14 protein-coding genes are annotated in these 21,887 nt (G+C 33.6%); 9 read left to right on the top strand and 5 right to left on the bottom strand.

What is annotated here, in order from left to right; all coding sequences use genetic code 11:
• Position 1: 1 nt before the first annotated feature.
• Complete coding sequence (locus tag CW752_RS00145) at positions 2-916, bottom strand: dialkylrecorsinol condensing enzyme DarA (RefSeq protein ID WP_101237774.1); 915 nt, start codon at positions 914-916, stop codon at positions 2-4.
• A gap of 42 nt (positions 917-958) precedes the next feature.
• Positions 959-4,612, bottom strand: a complete 3,654-nt coding sequence (locus CW752_RS00140) for an MMPL family transporter (RefSeq protein WP_101237773.1) — start codon at positions 4,610-4,612, stop codon at positions 959-961.
• A 176-nt stretch (positions 4,613-4,788) separates the two neighbouring features.
• Here CW752_RS00140 and CW752_RS00135 point away from each other — a divergent pair, with 176 nt between their 5' ends.
• The 5 genes from CW752_RS00135 (at position 4,789) to topA (ending at position 14,898) form a co-directional block, all read left to right on the top strand.
• Entirely contained in the window at positions 4,789-5,925 is a 1,137-nt protein-coding gene (locus CW752_RS00135; protein WP_101237772.1) for an EpsG family protein, read from the top strand.
• Positions 5,926-6,140: 215 nt separating this feature from the next.
• Positions 6,141-7,064, top strand: a complete 924-nt coding sequence (locus CW752_RS00130) for a glycosyltransferase family 2 protein (RefSeq protein ID WP_101237771.1) — start codon at positions 6,141-6,143, stop codon at positions 7,062-7,064.
• Between the two features lies 1 nt (position 7,065).
• On the top strand, positions 7,066-8,343 hold the full coding sequence (locus CW752_RS00125; RefSeq protein ID WP_101237770.1) for a hypothetical protein: 1,278 nt from the start codon (positions 7,066-7,068) through the stop codon (positions 8,341-8,343).
• A 286-nt stretch (positions 8,344-8,629) separates the two neighbouring features.
• Complete coding sequence (locus tag CW752_RS00120; RefSeq protein ID WP_101237769.1) at positions 8,630-12,064, top strand: T9SS type A sorting domain-containing protein; 3,435 nt, start codon at positions 8,630-8,632, stop codon at positions 12,062-12,064.
• 272 nt (positions 12,065-12,336) lie between these two features.
• Positions 12,337-14,898 (top strand): type I DNA topoisomerase, encoded by a 2,562-nt coding sequence (gene topA / locus CW752_RS00115; RefSeq protein WP_101237768.1) that lies wholly within the window; start codon positions 12,337-12,339, stop codon positions 14,896-14,898.
• Positions 14,899-14,998: 100 nt separating this feature from the next.
• Here topA and CW752_RS00110 read toward each other — a convergent pair whose 3' ends face one another.
• From CW752_RS00110 to CW752_RS00100, 3 genes are all read right to left on the bottom strand, one after another.
• Complete coding sequence (locus CW752_RS00110) at positions 14,999-15,811, bottom strand: hypothetical protein (protein WP_101237767.1); 813 nt, start codon at positions 15,809-15,811, stop codon at positions 14,999-15,001.
• A 189-nt stretch (positions 15,812-16,000) separates the two neighbouring features.
• Positions 16,001-16,573, bottom strand: coding sequence for a DUF6705 family protein (locus tag CW752_RS00105; protein ID WP_101237790.1), 573 nt, complete (start codon positions 16,571-16,573; stop codon positions 16,001-16,003).
• 10 nt (positions 16,574-16,583) lie between these two features.
• On the bottom strand, positions 16,584-17,918 hold the full coding sequence (locus tag CW752_RS00100; RefSeq protein ID WP_101237766.1) for a hypothetical protein: 1,335 nt from the start codon (positions 17,916-17,918) through the stop codon (positions 16,584-16,586).
• A gap of 131 nt (positions 17,919-18,049) precedes the next feature.
• Here CW752_RS00100 and CW752_RS00095 point away from each other — a divergent pair, with 131 nt between their 5' ends.
• The 4 genes from CW752_RS00095 (at position 18,050) to CW752_RS00080 (ending at position 21,885) form a co-directional block, all read left to right on the top strand.
• Complete coding sequence (locus CW752_RS00095) at positions 18,050-18,427, top strand: helix-turn-helix domain-containing protein (RefSeq protein WP_101237765.1); 378 nt, start codon at positions 18,050-18,052, stop codon at positions 18,425-18,427.
• A 151-nt stretch (positions 18,428-18,578) separates the two neighbouring features.
• Positions 18,579-19,649, top strand: a complete 1,071-nt coding sequence (locus CW752_RS00090) for a formimidoylglutamase (protein ID WP_101237764.1) — start codon at positions 18,579-18,581, stop codon at positions 19,647-19,649.
• A 3-nt stretch (positions 19,650-19,652) separates the two neighbouring features.
• Positions 19,653-20,654, top strand: coding sequence for a glycosyltransferase (locus CW752_RS00085; RefSeq protein ID WP_101237763.1), 1,002 nt, complete (start codon positions 19,653-19,655; stop codon positions 20,652-20,654).
• A gap of 112 nt (positions 20,655-20,766) precedes the next feature.
• Positions 20,767-21,885 (top strand): glycosyltransferase family 4 protein, encoded by a 1,119-nt coding sequence (locus CW752_RS00080; RefSeq protein WP_101237789.1) that lies wholly within the window; start codon positions 20,767-20,769, stop codon positions 21,883-21,885.
• Positions 21,886-21,887: the final 2 nt, after the last annotated feature.

Below are 21,887 nucleotides of genomic sequence, written 5' to 3'. Positions count from 1 at the left end.
TCTATTTTAAATTAATTCCTTGTAAATATCTTTTTTGCTTTTGTCTTTTAAACCAAAATATAGGGGTTGTAAGAAGGTGTAATACTAAAACAACAGGTGAGATAATCCATATCGCTGCCATCAAATATACCTTAAAGAATTTTATTAGCAATGGACGTTTCTCTTTTTTATTTATAATCAGATTAGACCAGACAGTGAAAATTTTATTTCCAACCTTTTCTACACGGACTAGAAATGCTCTGATTTCAATCGCTCCATTTTTTACTAATTCCGGTTGAAGGGTATTCAGGTTATTATTTTTTAAATGCTTTTCAATGATTTCACCGTATTTTACAGAACCTGCAATTTCTTCGTTCGAAACCCCGGCAGCAGGAAGCATCCCTGATTTTTCTTTCTGACCGGTTGTCAGCCAGCGGAGAATAGTTAATACACTGGTATAATTATCGTGTCTGTCTACCAAGGCTATATTCCCAACCAGTTGCGCCTTTACATCTTTTAAATAAACTTTGAGCTTTTCCTGGGATAACATCCACATATTTCTGGTTCCTGAAATAGTTACTACCGGAGTATCCTTAAGAATACGTTCTGCATACCCGCTCTTTAAAAATGATATAATGGGAATTGAAGGGGTGAGGTACCATACCTGATATCCAAACAGAATAAGGTCATATTTTTTATTTAATACTTCTTCGGATGGAGGAAATATTTCTTTGGGAATTTGTAGATAAGACTCCGGGAAGGTGTTGAAAAAAACATCACTTGGCCAAGGGAAAGGAAAATCTTCTTTTAGTTGAATATTATAATAGGTAACATCATATTCTTCCTTTTTTGCTTCAAAAGGTTTGGCTATATTTCTCACAATATTTTCCAGCTGACCGGTTTGAGAGTAATAAATGACAAGTATGTTTTTTTTCATGGAATTTTTTTAGTGTTTACAAAAATATGTTTTTCATATTTATTATTGGGTTTTAAATACTTTTAGGAATTCCGAACTCCATTTTACTATATAATTATCATTTTCAAATACGATGTTTCCTGTGTTGATAAAGATGATCGTTTCTGGGAGATATGCAAGATTATGGATATTAAAATGTTCATCAGATACCAGTAATACATCTATATTTTTATTCACTTCAGAAAGATCCTTTATATAATGTAGTTTCCTTGTTTTTACCAAATAGCTGTGAGCTGCGGTTTCTCTTTTTTCATCATTTTTTATCAATGAGAAAATTTTTCGGCCAGCTTGATTTAAAGTTAATAAAGCATCTTTCTGTCCAAAATCATTTGCGATGTGCAGAATGTTGGCATCATGGGGGATATGTTTGTTCAACTCAAAATAGACTGATTTATTGCGGTTGAAATCTTTTTTTACTTCTTGTACGACTTCACTATTTTTATACAGGTAGCTTAAAAATAATTTCTTTTTAAAATAATTCTCATCTTCCAGTTGACTTCTCAATTTTGCAAATTCGTTTCTGAAGTATGCATTGATTTTTTTTGTTCTTTCCGAATAATTTGCACCAAAACTTAAATCATCTTTATGAATTCTATCTCCAACTTTTACGGTAATACTCCCATCGTAGATGATGAAATCTCCTTTGGGCAAGACTTCTGAATTACCATGAATATAAATCGGAAGAATATCCAAACCGAATTGTTCCGCAAGATAAAATGCCCCTTTATGAAACCTTTTGATATCATTAGTATAAGATCGTTCCGCTTCAGGAAAAACAACAAGCGAATACCCCTGTTCAATTTTTTCCTTTAATTTTTCCATTCCGTTTTCGATACCCTGAGAAACGGGATAAAAGCCTAATGCTCTTACCAGTTTGCCGAAAACTGGAGATTGATATACCCAGTCATTAACAAGATAAATGATTTTATGGGTTGCCATAGCAATCGCTAAAGTATCTAAAAAAGAAGTATGGTTGGCAATAATCACTGCCGGTTTGCTGAAATCTTCAGCTGTATTTTTAATGACTCTCTTTTTTACAAAAGGGTTGGAATATAGTACTGACGTTAAGAATTTAGCTAAAATCAGCTTAATGATATCTAATGTTTTACCCTTGGAATTTTTAACAAAGAAGCTTCCGAATGCTGAAAATAATAGGCCTCCTAATCCATAGTATAAGAATGAAAGGACGGCTGTTAAAAATAGTTTGAAAGTAATCGGGGAAAGTCCCTTTTTAGCCCTGTTTGTAATAAGAAACCTAAACCAGAAAGGATATAGGGTAGAGGTAATGATAATCACAGAGAACATTCCGATTAAAGCAACTAATGCTAAAGAATGTAAAGCGGGATGTTTGGCAAAAATTAAAGAACCAATGGAAAGAATAGTGGTGAAAACGGCCAGTATAATTGAAATTCTGTATGTTGGTAGTTCATTTTTTCCTGTGGTGTGTTCCTTTTGCATTGCCTGCGTCAGGAAGATACTGAAGTCATCTCCCACCCCAAAAACCAGGGTGCAGACTACAGTACTGAAAATATTGAGTTCCAGCCCGAAAAAATAAAGAATTCCTGCTGTAACCACTCCGGTTAGAACAATAGGAAACATGGTAAGAACCGTCAGTTCAAAATTCCTGAAAAATACAATGATTGTCAGAATGATCGCCAGAAGAGAATAGTTGATAAGGGTGTTAAAATCCCTTTTCAGGAGACCTAGGAAGTTTTCATTCATTTGCTGACGGTCAATCGCCAGTGCATCATGTTTATTTTCAATGTCATTGATGAAGGCGTCTCTTTTATTTTCATCCACTTTTACGATATTGGAAACGGTGTAGAATCCTTTTTCATTGCTGAGAAATTCTGAAATTTGTAGCGCTTTTACCTTCTCGTAATCTTTCAGTGTTAAAATTGAATAGTCTTTATTTAAAACGGTACTGAAATTGTCAAAAGCAGAGCTGTTAAATCCAAATTTGTTACCATTATTAATTAATTCGGAGATGGTTTGGTTCTTTTTATTAGTGTTCCAGAAGTTTTTCCAATCGGCAATTTTCTTTTGCTGATCCTTTTCTGAAAGCACAATATTTCCAATCGAGTTATAACTTAGAATTTTGCCTTCTTTCTTTTCTTTTTCTAAAAAATTACTCAACTGGGAATTTCTTGCCAAGGCTTCTTCCTCAGAATTTCCATAAGAAATAGTATAAATAGATTTTGAAGTAATGTCTGAAAGTTTCTGCAGTTTGGCTTCACTGATTTTTAGGTCTTTCGGAATATAGTTCAAGTCTCCAATATCTTCATTAAATCCTACATGTCTGAAACCAAACAAACAGGCAAGAATAATTAAAGAACATCCAATAATCAAAGGTTTGTTTTTTTCATAAGGATAAGATCCTATTTTATCAATGAAATTGGTATTGAGTTTTTCCTCTTTTTTCTTTGGTTTATAAAGTTGAGGAACTATGATTAAGGCTGTAATCGAAGAGAGCATTACGGTAATGGCTGCAAAAAGTCCAAGATCTTTTAAGGCTTCAGAGCGAACAAACACAAGGCAGAGGAATGAAACAGCCGTTGTTGCGCTGCTTAGCACAATAGGTTGTGTGATTTCTTTGTAAAGCTCTTCAATATTGTTATTGTGCTTATAATGGGTGAGGATGTGTAAAGCATAATCTATAGTAATCCCGATAAGAATAGCCCCTACACTTAGCGAGATGGCTGAAATTTTATCTTTAATAAAATACAATAACAGTAAGGCGAGCAAGACTGAAAATACCGTAGGAAGGAAAACGATAATCGGAGTAAAGAAATTCCTGAAATAGTAAATGAGCAGGATAAGCAACACCGTTAAAGAAATAACTACAGTATTCTGAATATCTTTTTTGATCTGCTTGGCATTGGCAACAGCAATAACGGGTGAGCCAAAGTAGCTGATTTCGGTTTTTCCCTTAAACTGTTTGTTGATATTGTCTTTTATAGCATTAAGTCCATCTACAAAAGCTTCATTTGCTTTGGTGTCGTTGCTCTTATTTTTTGGGTCAATAAAAAGCAGGAGATTTTTTCCGTCCTTGGTAACGATATAGCTGTCTTCAAGTTTGAAGTCTTTGCTGATATTTAATGCATTTAATTTTTTGATTCCTAGAAACGTAAGTCCCAAAGGATCTTTTTTTATGAAGTCTTTGGTAACGAGACTTGTAGGGGAAACCAATGATACATAATTGTTTTCAACCTGTTGCGCTATACTGTCTTTCTGAAGCTTTCGTTCAATTTCTTTGTAATCACTTTCATTGAGAAATAAAGGAAGATTTTGATTGACAAAATCAAAGGTCTCTGAAATTTCATTTTCATTAACCTTTCCCTGAATCGAACCAATATACTTTTGTAAAGGTTCTGTTTTTTGTAAAAAAGTATCTGCAGTTTCAGAAAGTTGAAAACTGTTTTCATTAGATTTGTTTTCTATAATGACAATGATTTTATCCGAAAAATTAAGCTGCTTAAGAACTTTTGCTGTAAGATCAGACTTTTCATTTTTAGGAATGATCTGATTGATATCTTCTTCAAAGTTAATTTTTGAAGCAAAAAATACGCACAGGATTGCTATTCCTAATGCGATAAATGCAGAAAAAATCCTGTTTTTGGAAATCAGATAATATAAAAATATAAAAAAACGATGCATTACATTACGAAATCAAGTCTGCAAATTTAAATTTTTAAGCATTAGTTCAAAATAATTAGGCCATAAGTTTTGACTGAAAATCAATAAAATATTTTAGGCGAAATAAAAAATAATATACTTTTGCAGAAGTTCCAACTGATGAAGAAATATTTATTAAAGATTTATAATAAAAAATAATGAGTTTATTACACCCATATTTTCTGATCATAATCTTTTTCCTATTCATATTTAGCTTCCAGGAAGTTTTTAGAGCCCAGGTAGAAAGAAAGTACCTGTATATGCTTGGAGGTTTTATGATACTTGTTGCCGGTTTCCGTGATGCGGGACCGGATTATGGAAGTTATAGGGAAATTTACGTGTATTCCGACACCTTCGATTATGCTAGCATTTTTCTAAAAGGGTTGCATCTTGAGAGTCCTCAGCCTATAGCGGTAGAGTGGCTATATGTGCTTATTAATAAGCTTATGCTCAATATTTTCAATGCACCTTTTTACATGGTCACCTTTGTAATAGCAATATTGGCGATATTTTTTAAGCTAAGATATGTAGAGGATAATACGTTCTATCCATTTACCTATATTTTGTTTATGTTTATACCCGGATTTTTTATTGGAGAGTGTGGGCAGATGCGACAAAACTTAGGGGTGTTTATTGTGTACTTTGCAGTAAGATTCATTAAAGAAAGAAAGCTTTTCTATTATTTGCTCTGTATTTATCTGGCCGGAGGTATTCATAATGTGTGTTATGCATTTTTGCCTATGTATTGGGTGGCCCGTATTCCTATAAACAAAGGGATTATGTTGGGAGCTATTATAGCCTCTATCATTATGTCACCATTTGAGGTGTATAGAGTCTTTGGTAGTTTTCTAGACGGAATTGCTTCAGATAGTACGGTTATCGGTGGTTTTAATGCTTATATGGATGAGTCTGTAGAAAGACTGAATGGGGGAATTGGTATTCCGGAAGTCATGTCTGCAATTCTTACCTTCTTCCTGTTTTTTTATGATACTAAACTAAAAGAAAAATATCCATATTACGAATATCATCGTAACTATGCACTCGTGGGTATTTGCTTCTATTTTATTTTTAGGAATAATCCGGTTTTCTCATCCCGATTGGTAGGTGCTTTTGTTGGATTTGGATTTTTAATTATTCCCAATGCCATGTATGTGGTATCAAAATCAAGTAAGGTGATGATTTATACGTTTATTATATCCCTGGTTATTTTTAACTTCGTTGTTTTCTCGAGCTTTAGAAATATTACGGCGGGTAAATTTACGATTGATCTTTATCAGAACTTCGTGCTTCCTTAAAGGGAATGCGTTATCTAATTTTAAACTAGCGTATATCCGCAATATCACGGATTTTATTTATATTAATTTAAAAAACTTCCCATATTTTTTTATTAGTTTTGTTTAAACTTAAAAATAAAGATGAAGAAAATGAAAATTGCTGCAGAAAATTGCTGCAGGTTCCTGCAAATCCCTCAACACATTGGAACACTGTTTAATAAAAACCTTTCTTGCTAATGGTGTCGCCAAAAATAGCTGTTCTTATTCCTTGTTATAATGAAGCTTTAACCATTGGAACTGTGGTGAAAGACTTTAAAACGTTCCTTCCTCAAGCGGATATTTATGTCTATGATAATAACTCTAAGGATGATACTGTTGCCATTGCAAAAGCAGAAGGAGCAATCGTTAGGCACGAAAAAAGACAAGGTAAAGCCAATGTTGTCTTCAAAATGTTTCGTGAAATAGAAGCAGATATTTATATCATGATTGATGGCGATGATACTTATCCTGTAGATTGTGTTCAGGAAATGGTGGATCAGTTTATAGAAAATAATTGTGATATGCTTGTTGGGGACAGGCTTTCTAATAACAGTTATAAAAAAGAAAATAAAAGAGCCTTCCACAATTTCGGGAACAATCTGGTAAGAAACTTAATTAATGTATTTTTTGGATCAGAATTGAAGGATATATTATCCGGATACAGGATTTTTTCAAAGAAATTTGTTAAAAACTATGCCAGTACAATCAAAGGTTTTGAATTGGAAACTGATCTTTCGATTTATTCTTTGCATAACGGGTTGGCCATTGAAGAATATTCTATCAATTATCGAGACAGACCAGAAGGGAGCGAGTCAAAGTTGAATACCTTTACAGATGGTTTTAAGGTTATAAAATTGTTCTTTAATCTGGTGAGACTTTATAAACCGCTTTTATTCTTTGGAGTAGTGTCTGCTGTTCTTTTTATAGTAGGAGTACTCTTTATGATAGTCCCGATTACAGAATATTTTGAATACAAATATGTATATAAAGTTCCTACGCTTATATTTTCTATCATGTTGATCATTGTGTCTTTACTGGCTTTTATGACAGGACTTATTTTAGATAATATAAGCATTATTGATAGAAAAAATTTTAGAGTACGATATAATAGTACAAAATAGAATGAAAGATAAACTGATTTTCTTTGTTTTCACTGTTTTATTTTTTTGTAACACTCAATTCAATATTTTTCATCTCATTCCTAAAGAAAGGTTTGAATATAGCAAAGTAGAAGTTTCCGAAACACTTGTTATTGGTAAACTTTTGAATTCGGAACAAGGATCTATTTTTGAAGACGGAGGTTTTACAGGAATTTTTTATGTAGATTCTGATTTTTCTTCTAAAAATGCCGGAGGAAAAAAGTCTTATGAACAATATATTAATAATGAGAAGCCTAAAAAATATGCATATTGGGCCTATAAAACTCAAATAGGAGGTCAGGCTATTCTGTATAGCCTTTTTGATAAAGCCTTTGGATTGGATAATATGGTTAATATTACCATTTTCAGAATGCTAAATTCACTCTCGCTGAGTATTTTGTTGACTCTGTTTCTTGTTTGGGTAAAACGTAAATTCGGAATGACAACAGCTATTGTATGTTTTATTCTTCTGCTTCCGAATTATTGGATCTTTTTATATGGTAAAAGCACATGGTGGTGCAGTTGGGTCTATTTTTTACCTTTTGTATATGCTCTTTTCTTCTTTGAAAAAAATAAGGAAAAACCTGATTTTAAAAAGTATGTTACTGTATTTTCCCTGTTGTTTTTTATTAAGTTTTGGTTTACAGGATTTGAATTTATCACTGTATTTTTGATCTCATCCGCGATTCCTTACATTTATTATGTATTTGAAAATAAACTTTCATTTTATATTAAATTTATAATAAGGCACTTTATCATTGTTATTGCGCCATTAATGGCTACGATTTTATTTCAATTATACCAATTCAAGCTTTTAACAGGAAATTTTAATGACGGGATTGCTCATTTGTTGGACGCTTATTCAAGAAGATCGAATGGCGGATATTCCTATACCGGAGAATACGCTTATCTGAATACACTTAAACAATATCATGTAGATATTCTTTTTAGATATATTGGAGGTTCTTTTATTACAGAGGATTTCGTTAAATTACCTGTTTTTGTTATCCTTGTTATAGGCTTTTTGTGCTCACTGTTCTTGTATTTTAAAAATATAGAAAGAAGGTTGGTACTTGTAACCTGGTTTTCAAGTGCAGCACCACTGAGCTGGTTGATTATATTTAAACAACATGCACATATCCATCCCCATATAGATTTCTTTATTTGGTATTGTCCATTTTTAATATTATTAGTTCTGCTGATATCTCTAACAGTGACTTCTTTTTTGAAAAAACATAACATACCATCTCAATATAGTTAATGGTTAGCTTCCAATATATATTCAAAACAGTATTTTAAATACTGTTTTTTTTTGTTCCCAATTTCTGGTAGCTGTTATTAATATTTGTTCAAATTGAATGATCGTTAAAATGAAAATGGTGAATTATCTTATTTTTGTGTTGTGTTTTTTGTGTATTTATAATTGGTTTATCTTAATTTATTTATAACATAATTCAAATATGTTATTTTTATTTATAAAATAAATTTCTTTTTATTGATGTAGGTTTAAAAATTGTATACCACTAATAACACACAAATCTATAGATATGAAAAGATTAACAGGGAAATTGGTGGCAATTTTTTGCCTGATGTCGATGTGCATCTATCTAAAAGGAAACATCGTCTCGAAAGAAGGTTATCTCTCGGTTGAACATGCCGGTCATGTGCCTGTCACAAAAAAGTCAGATTCATTACATCATCCAGATTTCAACTATATGGTTTCAAAGCTATTTCCGGACTGGAAAAAGGCTCCGAATAGTTATATTTTTGATCCTGCTCAAGATAATGACGGATTATTGATTCCCGTAAAGAAAGCTTATGCCATGTGGGAAGGAGGAGGGAATATCAACGGAAATGGCATTCCTGCGGGAACGGTAACGGCAGATGTATTCTGGGAAGATATTCATGGGTTGATAAAGTCGGGAGAAAATTATGTGCTGGAGATGATAGGTTCTGGCCAGGATGCTAAAATAAAAGTCCCTATCAATAAGGCTAAGAAAGGAAATGCAGTGATTGCATTTAAAGTTAATGGAGATATATATTGGAGTTGGCACATTTGGGTAACAGATGATCCTGCTAATGGGCCATCCTATAAAAGTTTTAATCATCTTAAAAGAATGAAGTCCGATGGTTCGGTAGAATTAATTCCTGATTCCGATTGGAAATGGATGGATCGGAATCTTGGAGCTTTAACCAATTCCATCACTTCGTCGGATTGGAATAGAAGTGGAGGATTGCTTTATCAATGGGGAAGGAAAGATCCGATTCCGCCTTTGGTTACAAGAGGGAATGATTTCTATGAAGTTTCCGGATCGGTGGGGCGCGTCAGACATAGGGGCGCAAAGAATTTTACCAACGCGATCAATATAGATAACCTAACGAAAACGGTTTCGTTTTCTCAGGCCGAAATTTCCAATAATATCAGGCTTTCCGTAAAAAATCCTTTAAGTCTGATCTATGTCAATAAAGATGATAATTCCGGACAGGCTTATTATAACAATAATCTTAATCTGCCTGTCAATTGGTTTGGGAAAACAGCTGCTTTACCGGATAACAGACTCTCTGAACTTAATCTTTGGTCAGATAATTCAGAAGGTAAAATAGAAACCGTTTATAATAGTGATGATACTGCAAAACCATACAGAGATAAATCTCCATATGACCCTTGTCCGAACGGCTGGAGAGTCCCTTCTATGTTGGTTGCAAATTTAGCATCTGCATCATATGTTGATGATATTAGAATTGATTTTTCTCCTTTTGGGGTAAAAACAAATATAGGAGAAAATGTTTTTGAAGCCAATAAGTACCATGTTGTAACACCAACAGATGTTGGGGTGCCGGGATTTATGACAGGCTTTAAAGTGTTTCCCAATATGGGCTTCGATTTGACTAGTGTGGGAGGGTATAATATGGGAATATTTCCCGGAACAGGACAATTGATAAGAGATATGCATCAAGGACAATATAGTGATCAGCACCATACGGCATTGTGGACAGGAACCATGGCAAGACATTTTGATGCTACACCCGCTGTAGGAGTTAGGGGATTATTGATGATTCCGGATAAAACACAACCGGATATTCCGGACCCTGCTTATGTTACTATTAAAGGGAGGTATTTTTATTTTCCTTTAGATAGAATGTATACCTCGGATGCTAATGGATGTAGGTGTGTAAAAGATCCGTTATATGTGGTTGATGAGTATGATTTTCCGACCGAATATTTGCCTGCAGTAACGGAATATAGAGAAGGAATAGGTAACCCCAATACTTATCAGATGGTAAAAACAGGGTCTTCTTCCATTATAGAAATTCCTGTGAGTAAAGCTTTTTCTGTGCAAAGTCAGCTTTTAGCTAATTCTGAAATACTTAACCCATCCAGTTTCAATAATTTAAAAGCTAATGTGCTGTGGACGACCAATATAAACCTAATCAGTAAAGTTTCGATAATAAATTCGTCTCCTTCCTCGCTTCAAGCACTGGATAGTTCTAAAATATCTGTAGAAATCAATCCCAATCAAAGTGGAAATGCGGTGGTAACACTACATAATGGTAGTATTTCAAATCCTGTATATTGGAGTTGGCATATCTGGGTAACAGATACTCCTGTAGAATCTTATGTCTATACAACGGAATTGCCTGTTCCGGAAGCAACGAAATATGTTAACTATGTAAATAAAGCCGATGTAGCATTACAAACGGTATTTATGGATAGGAATCTCGGTGCGACAGAGGCTTTCCCTGCTGTTGTTAATCCGTTTACACCTACTGCTGCAGAGTTGGCAAAAATACGAGCATCTACAGGATTGCATTATCAATGGGGAAGGAAAGATCCTATTCCTTCATTTCAATACGCTGATAATAGGGCTTCTTTTAATATTTATTTAGGAGCGGTAGCTGCTAATGGTACGGTGGCTTATTCGGCTCTTACCCCTGCGGTATACAATAATACATCAGGAAGTTATATTGTATCCTATACTACATATGCTGTTGCCTCTAATCTTTTGGCGACAGACAAGCCGGCGGATAAAGTGGCTAAAATATTATCCTATTCTGTCAAAAATCCACTGGTATATATGGTTCCGAGTACGTTTGCTCCGTTTAATAATGCAGTTCCCAATTATACTAATGGAACAGATTGGCTGGCAACAGAGCCGAACTTGGCGCCGGACAGATGGGGAAGGGGTGGGAAAAAGTCTCCATTCGACCCTTGTCCTGAAGGATGGAGAATTCCGGATGTAACAAATGTGGCTTTGATTTCAGGGCAGGATTTTGGGCAGACTCCCTGGTATAAAAAAGATAAAAATATAGCGACTTTTTATAATCTGCTTACGGATTATTTAGGGCTTAGAGTAAGAAACCCATCTACAACTTCTACGATTGGTTATACATTTAATGATCCTTCCTATTCAATAGGTAATTATCCAAACTCAGGATCACGTGGATTTCGAAGTGTAATAGGAAATCAATCCCCTCAAGGGATTCTTAATATCATCAATTTCCAATATCCGGGCACCTGGACAGCTGCTTTAGCGTCAAACTATCTGGGGAGATCTGTAGGGGTTCTTTTTGATGTAGCCTCTTCTGCAAACCGTTTTATCGCTTTTAATGATAATAATGATCCATACTTCGGAATGAATTGCCGATGTGTGAAAATAAGATATGATGCAAATGGTAATGAAGAAGGTCCGGCATCACGTTTGAAAATTATGCCTAATGGACCGATATTGAATACTGCCAATATTGAAACCGAGACTAAAGAAAATACAATATCATTATATCCTAATCCGGCAACCAATACAGTTTATATCAAAGTGAAGGAAAATAAAAATTACTATTATCAGCTATATAACACATTAGGACAACTCGTGAAAACTGGAATGTTTGAAAATAAACAGATTGATATTTCAGCATTAGCCTCCGGAATTTATTTGATAAGAATAAATAATTCTGAAAAGGTTGTGAAAATTATTAAAAAATAAAAAGTTAAATGACCTTTAAAACAGCGGAATAAAGCAATTTATTCCGCTATTCTTTTAATGGTGATATTTTCAATGTCTATTGCGATTGATGAAAAATTCTATATCATTAATATTGATAAGCTGATAAGGGCCTAAAGCATACAGTACAAAGGACTTGGTTGCCGGATGAGTGTTTGTTTTAATGCAATACAAAGAGTTCTGGTTGATAAATTAAACTCCTAGAACAAAATGTATATAATAAAAAAGCTTTACTTTTGCAAAAAATTTTTAGAATGTCGAAAAATTTAGTAATCGTTGAGTCCCCGGCAAAAGCAAAAACTATTCAGAAATATTTAGGAAAGGATTTTGAAGTGAAATCCAGTTTCGGACATATCCGAGATTTGCCTAAAAAAGGAATGGGAATAGACCTTGCCACATTTAGTCCTGATTACGAAGTTTCCGCAGACAAAAAGAAATTGGTAACGGAATTAAAGGCCGCAGTAAAGAAAGCAGAGATGGTATGGCTGGCTTCCGATGAGGACCGTGAAGGAGAAGCTATTGCATGGCACTTAGCAGATGAATTGAAGTTGAAGCCTGAAAACAGAAAAAGAATTGTTTTCCATGAGATTACTAAAAATGCCATTCTAAAAGCAATTGAAAACCCTAGAGATATCGATCAGAACTTGGTAAATGCACAGCAGGCAAGAAGAGTTTTGGATAGGATCGTAGGTTTCGAAATGTCTCCGGTTTTATGGAAAAAAGTGAAACCAGGATTATCCGCAGGAAGAGTACAATCTGTAGCCGTAAGATTAATTGTTGAGAGAGAAAAAGAAATCCGTGAATTTGTACCGAAAGCAAGTTTCAAATTAGACGGAATCTTCTTAAATAAAACCGAACAGGAAATCGCTGCTAAGCTGAAAAAAGATTTCGAAAAAGAAGAAGACGCGGAAAAATTCCTTGAACAGGCTAAGACTACGGAGTTTAAAGTTTTGAATGTTGAAACCAAACCGGGAACCCGTTCAGCATCTGCTCCTTTTACAACTTCTACATTACAGCAGGAAGCATCTTCAAGATTAGGATATAATGTAACCAACACGATGCGTTTGGCGCAGAGATTATACGAAGAAGGATTCATTACTTATATGAGAACGGACTCGGTAAACCTTTCCCAGGAGGCAATCGAAGGAGCCAAAAAACAAATTATATCAGAATACGGAGCAGAATATTCTTCTCCAAGAAACTATACCACAAAGTCTGCATCGGCACAAGAAGCCCACGAAGCAATTCGTCCCACAGATTTTGGAGTGAAAAGTATAGGAGATGCTCAGTTGAATAAACTATATCAACTGATCTATAGAAGAACTCTTGCTTCTCAGATGGCCAATGCCAAAATTGAAAAAACAATTATTGAAATCGGAAACGCTTCATTGCCACATCATTTTGAGGCACAAGGAGAAGTTATTATCTTCGATGGTTTCTTAAAAGCTTACGGAATTGTAAAAACTGAAGATGATGATGAAGAAAACAATGAAAAATTGTTGCCAAAAGTAAGCGTAGGAGAAATATTAAACTATAAAACGATTACTGCTACCGAGAAATTTACAAGACCAAGTGCAAGATACACGGAAGCCGGATTGGTAAGAAAACTTGAAGAATTGGGTATTGGTAGACCATCTACTTATGCTCCGACGATTCAGACTATCCAGAACAGAGAATATGTAGATAAACGTGAAATCGAACCACAAACCCGCGAGGTGATCAAAATGTCTTTAGCAAATGATAAGATCAAAAAAGTGGTTTTGGATGAAAAATTCGGTGGAGATAAAAACAAATTTGTTCCTACAGATATAGGTGAAGTTGTAAATGATTTCCTGACAGATAATTTCAGAGAAATCTTAGATTACGGTTTTACAGCAAGAGTTGAAGAAGGCTTCGATGAGATCGCCAATGGTGATCAGAAGTGGAAAGAAATGATGACGGACTTTTACTCAAAATTCCATCCAAGAATTGAAGATGTAGAAGAAAATGCCGATCGTGCTACAGGAGACAGATTGCTAGGAGTAGATCCTAAAACCGGTAAAAATGTTCATGCCAGAATCGGAAGATTTGGAGCAATGATCCAGATTGGAGAAACAGATGATGAAGAAAAACCAATCTTTGCTTCATTAATGGCTGGGCAGAATATTGCCACAATCACCTTTGAAGAAGCATTGGAATTATTCAAATTACCTTTTGATCTTAAAGAATTTGAAGGGAACTCTGTTTCTGTAGGAGTGGGAAGATTTGGACCTTATGTGAAATGGGGAGAAACGTTCATCAGTATTCCTAAAGGAGAAGATCCGCTTTCTGTTGATCAAAAGCGTGCGGAAGAAATCATCAACGAAAAGAAAAAAGCAGATGCTCCGATCGCTATGTATAAAGGAGAGCCGGTAACAAAAGGGACAGGTAGATTCGGACCGTTCATCAAATACAAGGATATTTTCGTGAATGTTCCAAAGAAATATAATTTTGACAATCTTTCTCAAAGCGATATCAATGAATTAATTGATGCGAAACTTGAAAAAGAAGCCAACAGATATATCCAGCAATGGGAAAAAGAGAAAATTTCCATTGAAAACGGAAGATGGGGACCATTCATCAAATTTGGAAAAGCAATGTTTAAAATTCCAAAGAAAAATGATGATACCAAATATGATGCAGAAGAATTAAAAGAAATTTCGTTAGATGAGGTGAAAAAATGGATCACCGATCAGGATAAAAATGCTTTTGCAGAAAAGAAAAAACCTGCAGCGAAAAAGGCTGCTACTACAAAAAAAGCGACAACAGCTAAAAAACCAGCTGCTAAGAAAAAATAATCAGATAAGTATGGCTAGTCCTGAAAAAATTGACTAGTTTATTAGTTCAAACAGACTTCACTTAAATCAGAATAGAAATTTTTCTATTCTGATTTTGTTTTTAATTTGAATATAATAAGTATAATTTATCTATAAAGTTATCCTGAGAAATAATATCAGCTTCTTTTCCTTCAAAAGAAAAATATTGATAATGAGGATTTTCCTTTCTTAATTTTTCAAATTTTTCTTTGCTAATATTTTTTCCATCAAAATAGTAATAATCTGGTGGAGGATTTTCAACAACGACAACGGCTCCAATTTCAAAACCTTTATAATCAATTTGAAATTTTTGATTTTCAATTTTTTCTTTTCTTGAAAAAACTACTACTTGATCTCCATAATTATAACTGCTTATAGTATCTTTCTCCTGGTGTTCTTTTCTTTTTTCTTCATTTAATTTATCAAAATTAAAATATAAAACATTTTCTTCTTCAATAAGATCGTTGGGAATATCTAATGAAAAATAACCGTTTTGATTAGTTACAGACTTCATAAATTTTTCCTTAGTAATAAAGTAAATTTCTGCATTTGGAATGATTTTCTGAGTCTTTTTTAAAATTAACCTTCCTGACACGTTTGTAATATTTTGGGATTTTTGTTCAGTAGCGATCCCAAAACTGTTTTTGGCTTGGGCTTGAACAAAAGTAAGATTGGTTATTAAAATAATTCCTGTAGCTGCCATAGCTAATGAAGTTCTTCCACAAATTTCTTTTCCATTAGCTTTTTTAAAGATATCCCGAATCTGTTCGCCCGTTTTATCTGTAAAATCAATAACACATTTAGAACATTTTTCACAAAATTTTCCATCAGTAAAATCTTGCATGTTTTCCCATTTTTCAGGACAAGGGTTTGGGATTCTAATTTGTTTTTTCATAATTTATATTTGATAACAACACTTCAAAAATAGGTTCTCGCGTTATTTTTGTGAAACTAATTTTTCAGGTAATGATTGTAGTTGCTGATCGAAGGATTTATAATAAAAATACTAAAAATCTAAACTTCGTCTCATATCTCAATTCTAATTTCATTTTGAAAATAAAGCCTCTGAAAAAGAGGCTTTAGATTATTGTTTCATTAATGTCATCTTCTCCTTAGGTAATAAAGGGACATAAGTAGAGTAATTGGGGCATTTTTCAGGGTTGTAAGCTCCTTGATCCCGGCTAAAATTAAGATACATTATATTGGGATTATTCTTACTTACCTCTATAAATACGACTCCACTATCATTACAGTATTCGATATTTCCGACAAAACTCATTTCATAAACCCTGTTTTGTAATTTAAATCCCCAAAATCTAGTATTATTGTCATTAGGTTCATTGATAGTATTATATAATAAATTTCCCGCGCCATCTTTTACCATAAATCTACCAATGATTTTATCCCATTTAACAGAATACTCTCCAAAATTGACTTTTTTAATAAATCTAAATTCATACTGTTTGCCATTATAAGCTCCTTTCCAAGTTCCTGCAAACTGATCTAATCTATTGTTAATATCTTTAACATAAGTCACAGCTTCTGGAAGTCCATCATCAGATTTAGAATATTCATAGGCTTGTTCTAATGAAATTACTGATTGTGCTTTGCAGAAAAAGCTAAGTAATATAATTAATATTGATATATTTTTTTTCATTTTATAATTATTAAGGGCAATCATTTGATTCTACTTTATTATTTGAATTTAATGTTTTTTTCTGAATTGTACCATTACTTTTTATTTTATACAATTCTACACTTTGAATATTCATTTTCTCTTTCAAAAATCTTAAGAACTTAGTTTCTAACGATCCTTTTTCGTTTTCTACAAATGCTTTATAATTATCTCTCCATGTCTGTGTATCAAACCCTGTTTTAATATCTGAAGCTACTCCTGTAAATATAATCGTATAATTTCCATAGCTAGATATCATGGTAGCATAAAGATCTCTATAATTCCCATCTGTAACATAGCCTGCCATTGTCATAAGGGTATTAACATCTGCTGGAGAAAACATTCTGATAGGTTGTCTTATTTTAATATTTCCGTCGTCATCGGTTCCATTTTCGTAATCATTTTGATGAGTATGAATATATCCTTTAGTATCTGCTGAAACAATGATCTTCATCCCATCAGAACTATCAGTAGATGCTGCTTGGCTTAGCGCTGTAAATACTCCACCTTTACTTTCTGAATATCCAGTTTCTTTCTTCTGATTGAGTATAGATGATTTATCTAATTCTTCAATTTTAGCTTTAAAATTTGGATTTGCATATTGTGTCTTTAGCTTTCCACAAGGCGTTCTAGTCTCTTGTATTGGTTTAGGGTCTTCAGGATAAGGATATCCGCCACCGCCACCCGGTGATGTACTTCCTCCTCCTCCCGGACATTCCCCATTAGGACCTACAACTCCTATGCAAGTGTCTGGTTCTTGGTCTCTTTGTTCACATTTTATCACAGAATAAGTTTCCCAATGCCCGGGACCTGTTTCAGGATAAGGTAATTGCTCATTATCCGGCATCCAGACAGAATACCAGCTTGTTGTACAGATCACATCCCTGGCCGCAGGATTAGCACGATCATTTGTATAAGCCCTTTTCTCATATTTTGAAAAGAGAAGCGTTTGGAAAAAAGCAATATGATTACTAAAATCCGTAAAATAAAAATAGATTGTATCTTTTTTTCTTGGAACCTGTAATACGGAAGTTACCCTGCCATTGTCTACCACGGGTACCATAAGGAAGCTCTCATTGTATGTGCCTACCGTGATGGCGTAATCCCAATAAATAGTACCATTTATTTTTTTAATTTTCCCTTCATTCTCAAAGTAGACTTTCATTACATTTTTAATGTACGTTTCATCTTCTTTCCAAAGACTTTTAGAAGTATATTCTTTGGATGCGGGATCTACAGATGAAAATACTTCATCCCGGATACAGGAATGGAGTATGAAGGATAATACTATCATCGAGGATAGCCATAAATAGATTTTTTTTCTCATAAACATTTGTAATTTAATGATTAAATATAATAACAAATATCACAATGAAGTGATGTTGTTTTGCAAATCTATCAGATATTTATTTTTAATCTCATTAATATTTTAATATTTTTGATCAAAATTTTAATAAAATGAGTTTAGGTACCAAAGTAAGGCAATACCGTGAAGCGAAGAACTGGTCTCAGGATGATCTCGCTTTGCGTCTGGACGTTACACAAAGCACGATCTCTAATATAGAATCGGATAAAAGTATTCCTAATTCTTTGCTCTTAAATAGAATTGCAAAGGAGCTTGATGTAGATATTAATGATCTATTTAATGACTCTTCTAATAATATCATGTCAAATAATGAGTTCAGTGATCATGCTGTAGCCGCGGTGAATCAATATAATCCGGTTTTTAATATGCATTCACCTGAAATCATAGAAAGTATTCTTAAAAACCAGGAACAAATCTCAAAACTTATCGAATCTCAAAACAAGCTTATAGAAAATTTATTGAAAAAGTAAATATTAAAATAATAATAAGAAGCCGTTAACAAACAGTGTTAACGGCTTTTTTTATCAATAAAAAGTATTTGAGAATGGCGAGTGCTGTGGTTTTTTTGTATGTTTGTTACACAAAGAAATTAATAGTACACACATAAACTTTCAATACAATATGGATTTTGAAGACTTTATCATTTCACCAAGAAATTTCAAAACAGAAAGCTGGCAAATTGGAAGTCGGATTACAAAAGATATAAAGGAGGACAGCATTGTTTTGTTGTTCATTTCAGATTATAGAGGAGCGGGAGGAGATGCGGAAGTGCAGGATTTTACAGCGATAAGAAAAGAGTTTTACAGGCTTTCACAATTAGATTTTGAGATTCCTATTGTAGATCTTGGAGATTTGGTTTCAGGGAAATCGGTTCAGGATACTCATTATGTATTGCAGGAAGTATTGTCAGCATGTCATTACAAGAGAGCGCTTCCTGTTATTATCGGTGGCTCCAACGACTTCGTCTTTTCGTTGTTTTCTACTTTGAATTTTCATCAGAAAAATATCAATTATACTCAAATCAGTAATATTATTTCCCTGAAGCAGGGAGAAGAAATTAATGAGCATACTTTCTTAAGCAAAATGTTTGGTGCTAAGAATTTTTCTATTAATAATTACCACCACTTAGGCTACCAGAAGCATTTAAATGAAATGGATTCCGTAAGGCTTATCAAAGAAGTGGAATTTGATATTATCCGTTTGGCGGAAATGATGAATTCGACAGAAAAAACGGAGCCATTCTTTAGAAAAGCAGATCTTGTCACCGTAAACTGTGATGCGATTGAGAGTTTTAGTGAACCTTTTTCAATGAATCCACAGGTAAATGGGTTAAACAGAAGAGAAATTTGTGCGTATATGAAAGAAATCGGATTAAGTGAAAACCTAAAATCCGTGGGTATTTTTAATTATAATATTTATTCGGAGAACCAGTTGAATCATCAGCTTTTAGCTCAAATGCTCTGGTACTTGATTGAAGGGATTAATATCCAGCATTCACATCCGAAAGAAAGACATTATGAATTGTTCTATGTACTGATTGATGATAGAGAATATGCTTTCAAACGTGATACTTTCAGTAATTTGTGGTATTTTGGTGACGATGAAAATATAGAAAATTGTATTCCCTGCTCAAGAAAAGATTTTGATGATGCCAAAAAAGGCTGGCTGAATGCAAGACTGACGAAAATTTAATGTATGACAAACATTCCCTCAAAAGTTTCCATCATTGTTCCCGTTTATAATGTCGAAAATTATTTGGCAAAATGCCTTGATTCCCTGGTTAATCAAAGCCTTCAGAACATTGAAATACTTGTCATTAATGATGGAAGTAAAGATGGTTCCGAAGAGATCATTAAGGATTATGCTCAAAAGCATCCTGAAAAGGTAAGAGCTTTTACAAAAGACAACGGAGGACTGAGTGATGCCCGTAATTTTGGCATTGATAAAGCTGTAGGAGATTATATCGGTTTTGTGGATAGTGATGACTATGTAACGGAAACGATGTTTGAAGAAATGCTCCTTTTAGCGGAGAAGCATATGACCAAAATGGTGATCTGTAACATTCAAAAAGTGGATGAAAACGGAAATGTCACGCAAAAATTAACGCAGCTCCCTAATATGCCGGAGAAAATTGAATTGGAACACAACTTTTCTGTTTTTTCGGATATCAGTTATTTTGCTTGTAATAAACTTTTCAAAAAAGAACTTTTTAATCAAAAAAGATTTAAAAAAGGAATTCATTTTGAAGATATTCAGCTTATCCCCCAACTTTTATTGGAGTGTGAGGTGATTGCTCAGACCCAGAATTTTCATTATCAATATCTGGAAAGAACCGATTCTATCACGAAAACCCATACTCAAAAAGGTCTCGATATCCTGAAAGCAGTAGCTGATGTCGAAAATATCTTTCATGAATCTAAGTATGCTCATAAGACAAAAGAATTGAAAAATTTTCAAATTTTTGAGGGTGTATATTCCTTTTTGGCGTACCTGGCATTTGTAAAAGATGAAGAAATATTCTACGGAATGGCCGATCAATTGGATGTTTTCATAAAAAAAAGACATATAAAAATTCAAGATATATTGAACTATAGTCGTTTTGGTAAGAATTATCTTTTATCTTTGCCACTGAAGAAAAAGATTTTTTATCTCTTGTTTTTTGCAGGTCAGAAAAGATTGATAAGAAAATTGATATAAACACAAATGTATGCACTATTGTTTCGACCAATAGAAGAATATGATAGACAATATTCTTATAAGGCCAAGTGTAGGCTTTGTCTGAAACATGGATGTGCTGGATAAGAAAAGAATGAAAAATTTAGAATTGTTCTTAAGCGGATCGGGAATACCTATTTTCTATGTGAAAATAGGGTTAGGTTTCATATTCTCCTTTTTAATTACTTTTTTCTCTATACCCACTATTGTAAAGATTTCAAGAAGAAAGAATCTTATGGATGAGCCTGGGGTAAGAAGTTCGCATCTCAGAAAGATTCCCAATCTGGGAGGGATTGCCATCTTCTATTCAATAGGAATCTGTGCTTCCATTTTTGCCTATGAGTTATTTGACCTTTATAAGTTTTTATTTGCCTCACTGATTATTCTGTTGTATGTTGGAGTAATGGACGATATTGTAGTAATGCGGGCCTATAAAAAACTTGTTGCACAAATTGTGGTTTCTTCATTGGTGGTTATTGGTTCAGATATCAGAATAAGGAGCTTGTTCGGAATATTGGGAATATATGAATTAAGCTATTTTGTAAGCGTCATATTTAGTATAATTACTTTTATTGTTCTTATTAACGCATTCAACCTGATTGATGGTATAGACGGTTTGGCGGGAGGATATTCCATCATTTGTAGTGCTTTATTCGGAATAAGTTACTATAGATTGGGAGAATATAATTATCCGTTAGTAGTTCTATCTGTTATTATTATTGGAACTGTATTGGCGTTCTTGTATTATAATTTGTCGAATTATAGAACCAATAAAATATTTATGGGAGATACAGGATCTATGTTGCTCGGTTTTTTATTGGCTTTTACTTCCATCTGTTTTATAGATATTTTTATAGATAAAAAACTTATTGATGTTCCAAGATATCATCTGCAATCTGCGCCCGCAGTTGCTGTGGCCATCTTAATTTTACCTATTGTAGATACCTTAAATGTAATTATAATCAGACTTTATAATAAAAAATCACCTTTTGACGCTGATAAAAACCATATCCATCACAAATTACTGAAGCTTAATTTTACCCATAGAAGATCTTCCTTTTATATTATCATATATTATCTGATGATTGTAGGAATAGCTTATTATTTGAGACACATTAATATCAACTTGTTGTTATTAGTTATCATTTTATTAGGTTTTATGGGGGCTTATTTGCCGGATTTGCTATATCGATTAAGAAATAACAAAAATTAACA

Source organism: Chryseobacterium sp. PMSZPI (assembly GCF_002835665.1).
GTDB lineage: Bacteria > Bacteroidota > Bacteroidia > Flavobacteriales > Weeksellaceae > Chryseobacterium.
Note: the sequence above shows the minus strand (reverse complement) of the source record. Positions and strands in the feature narration are given on the sequence as shown.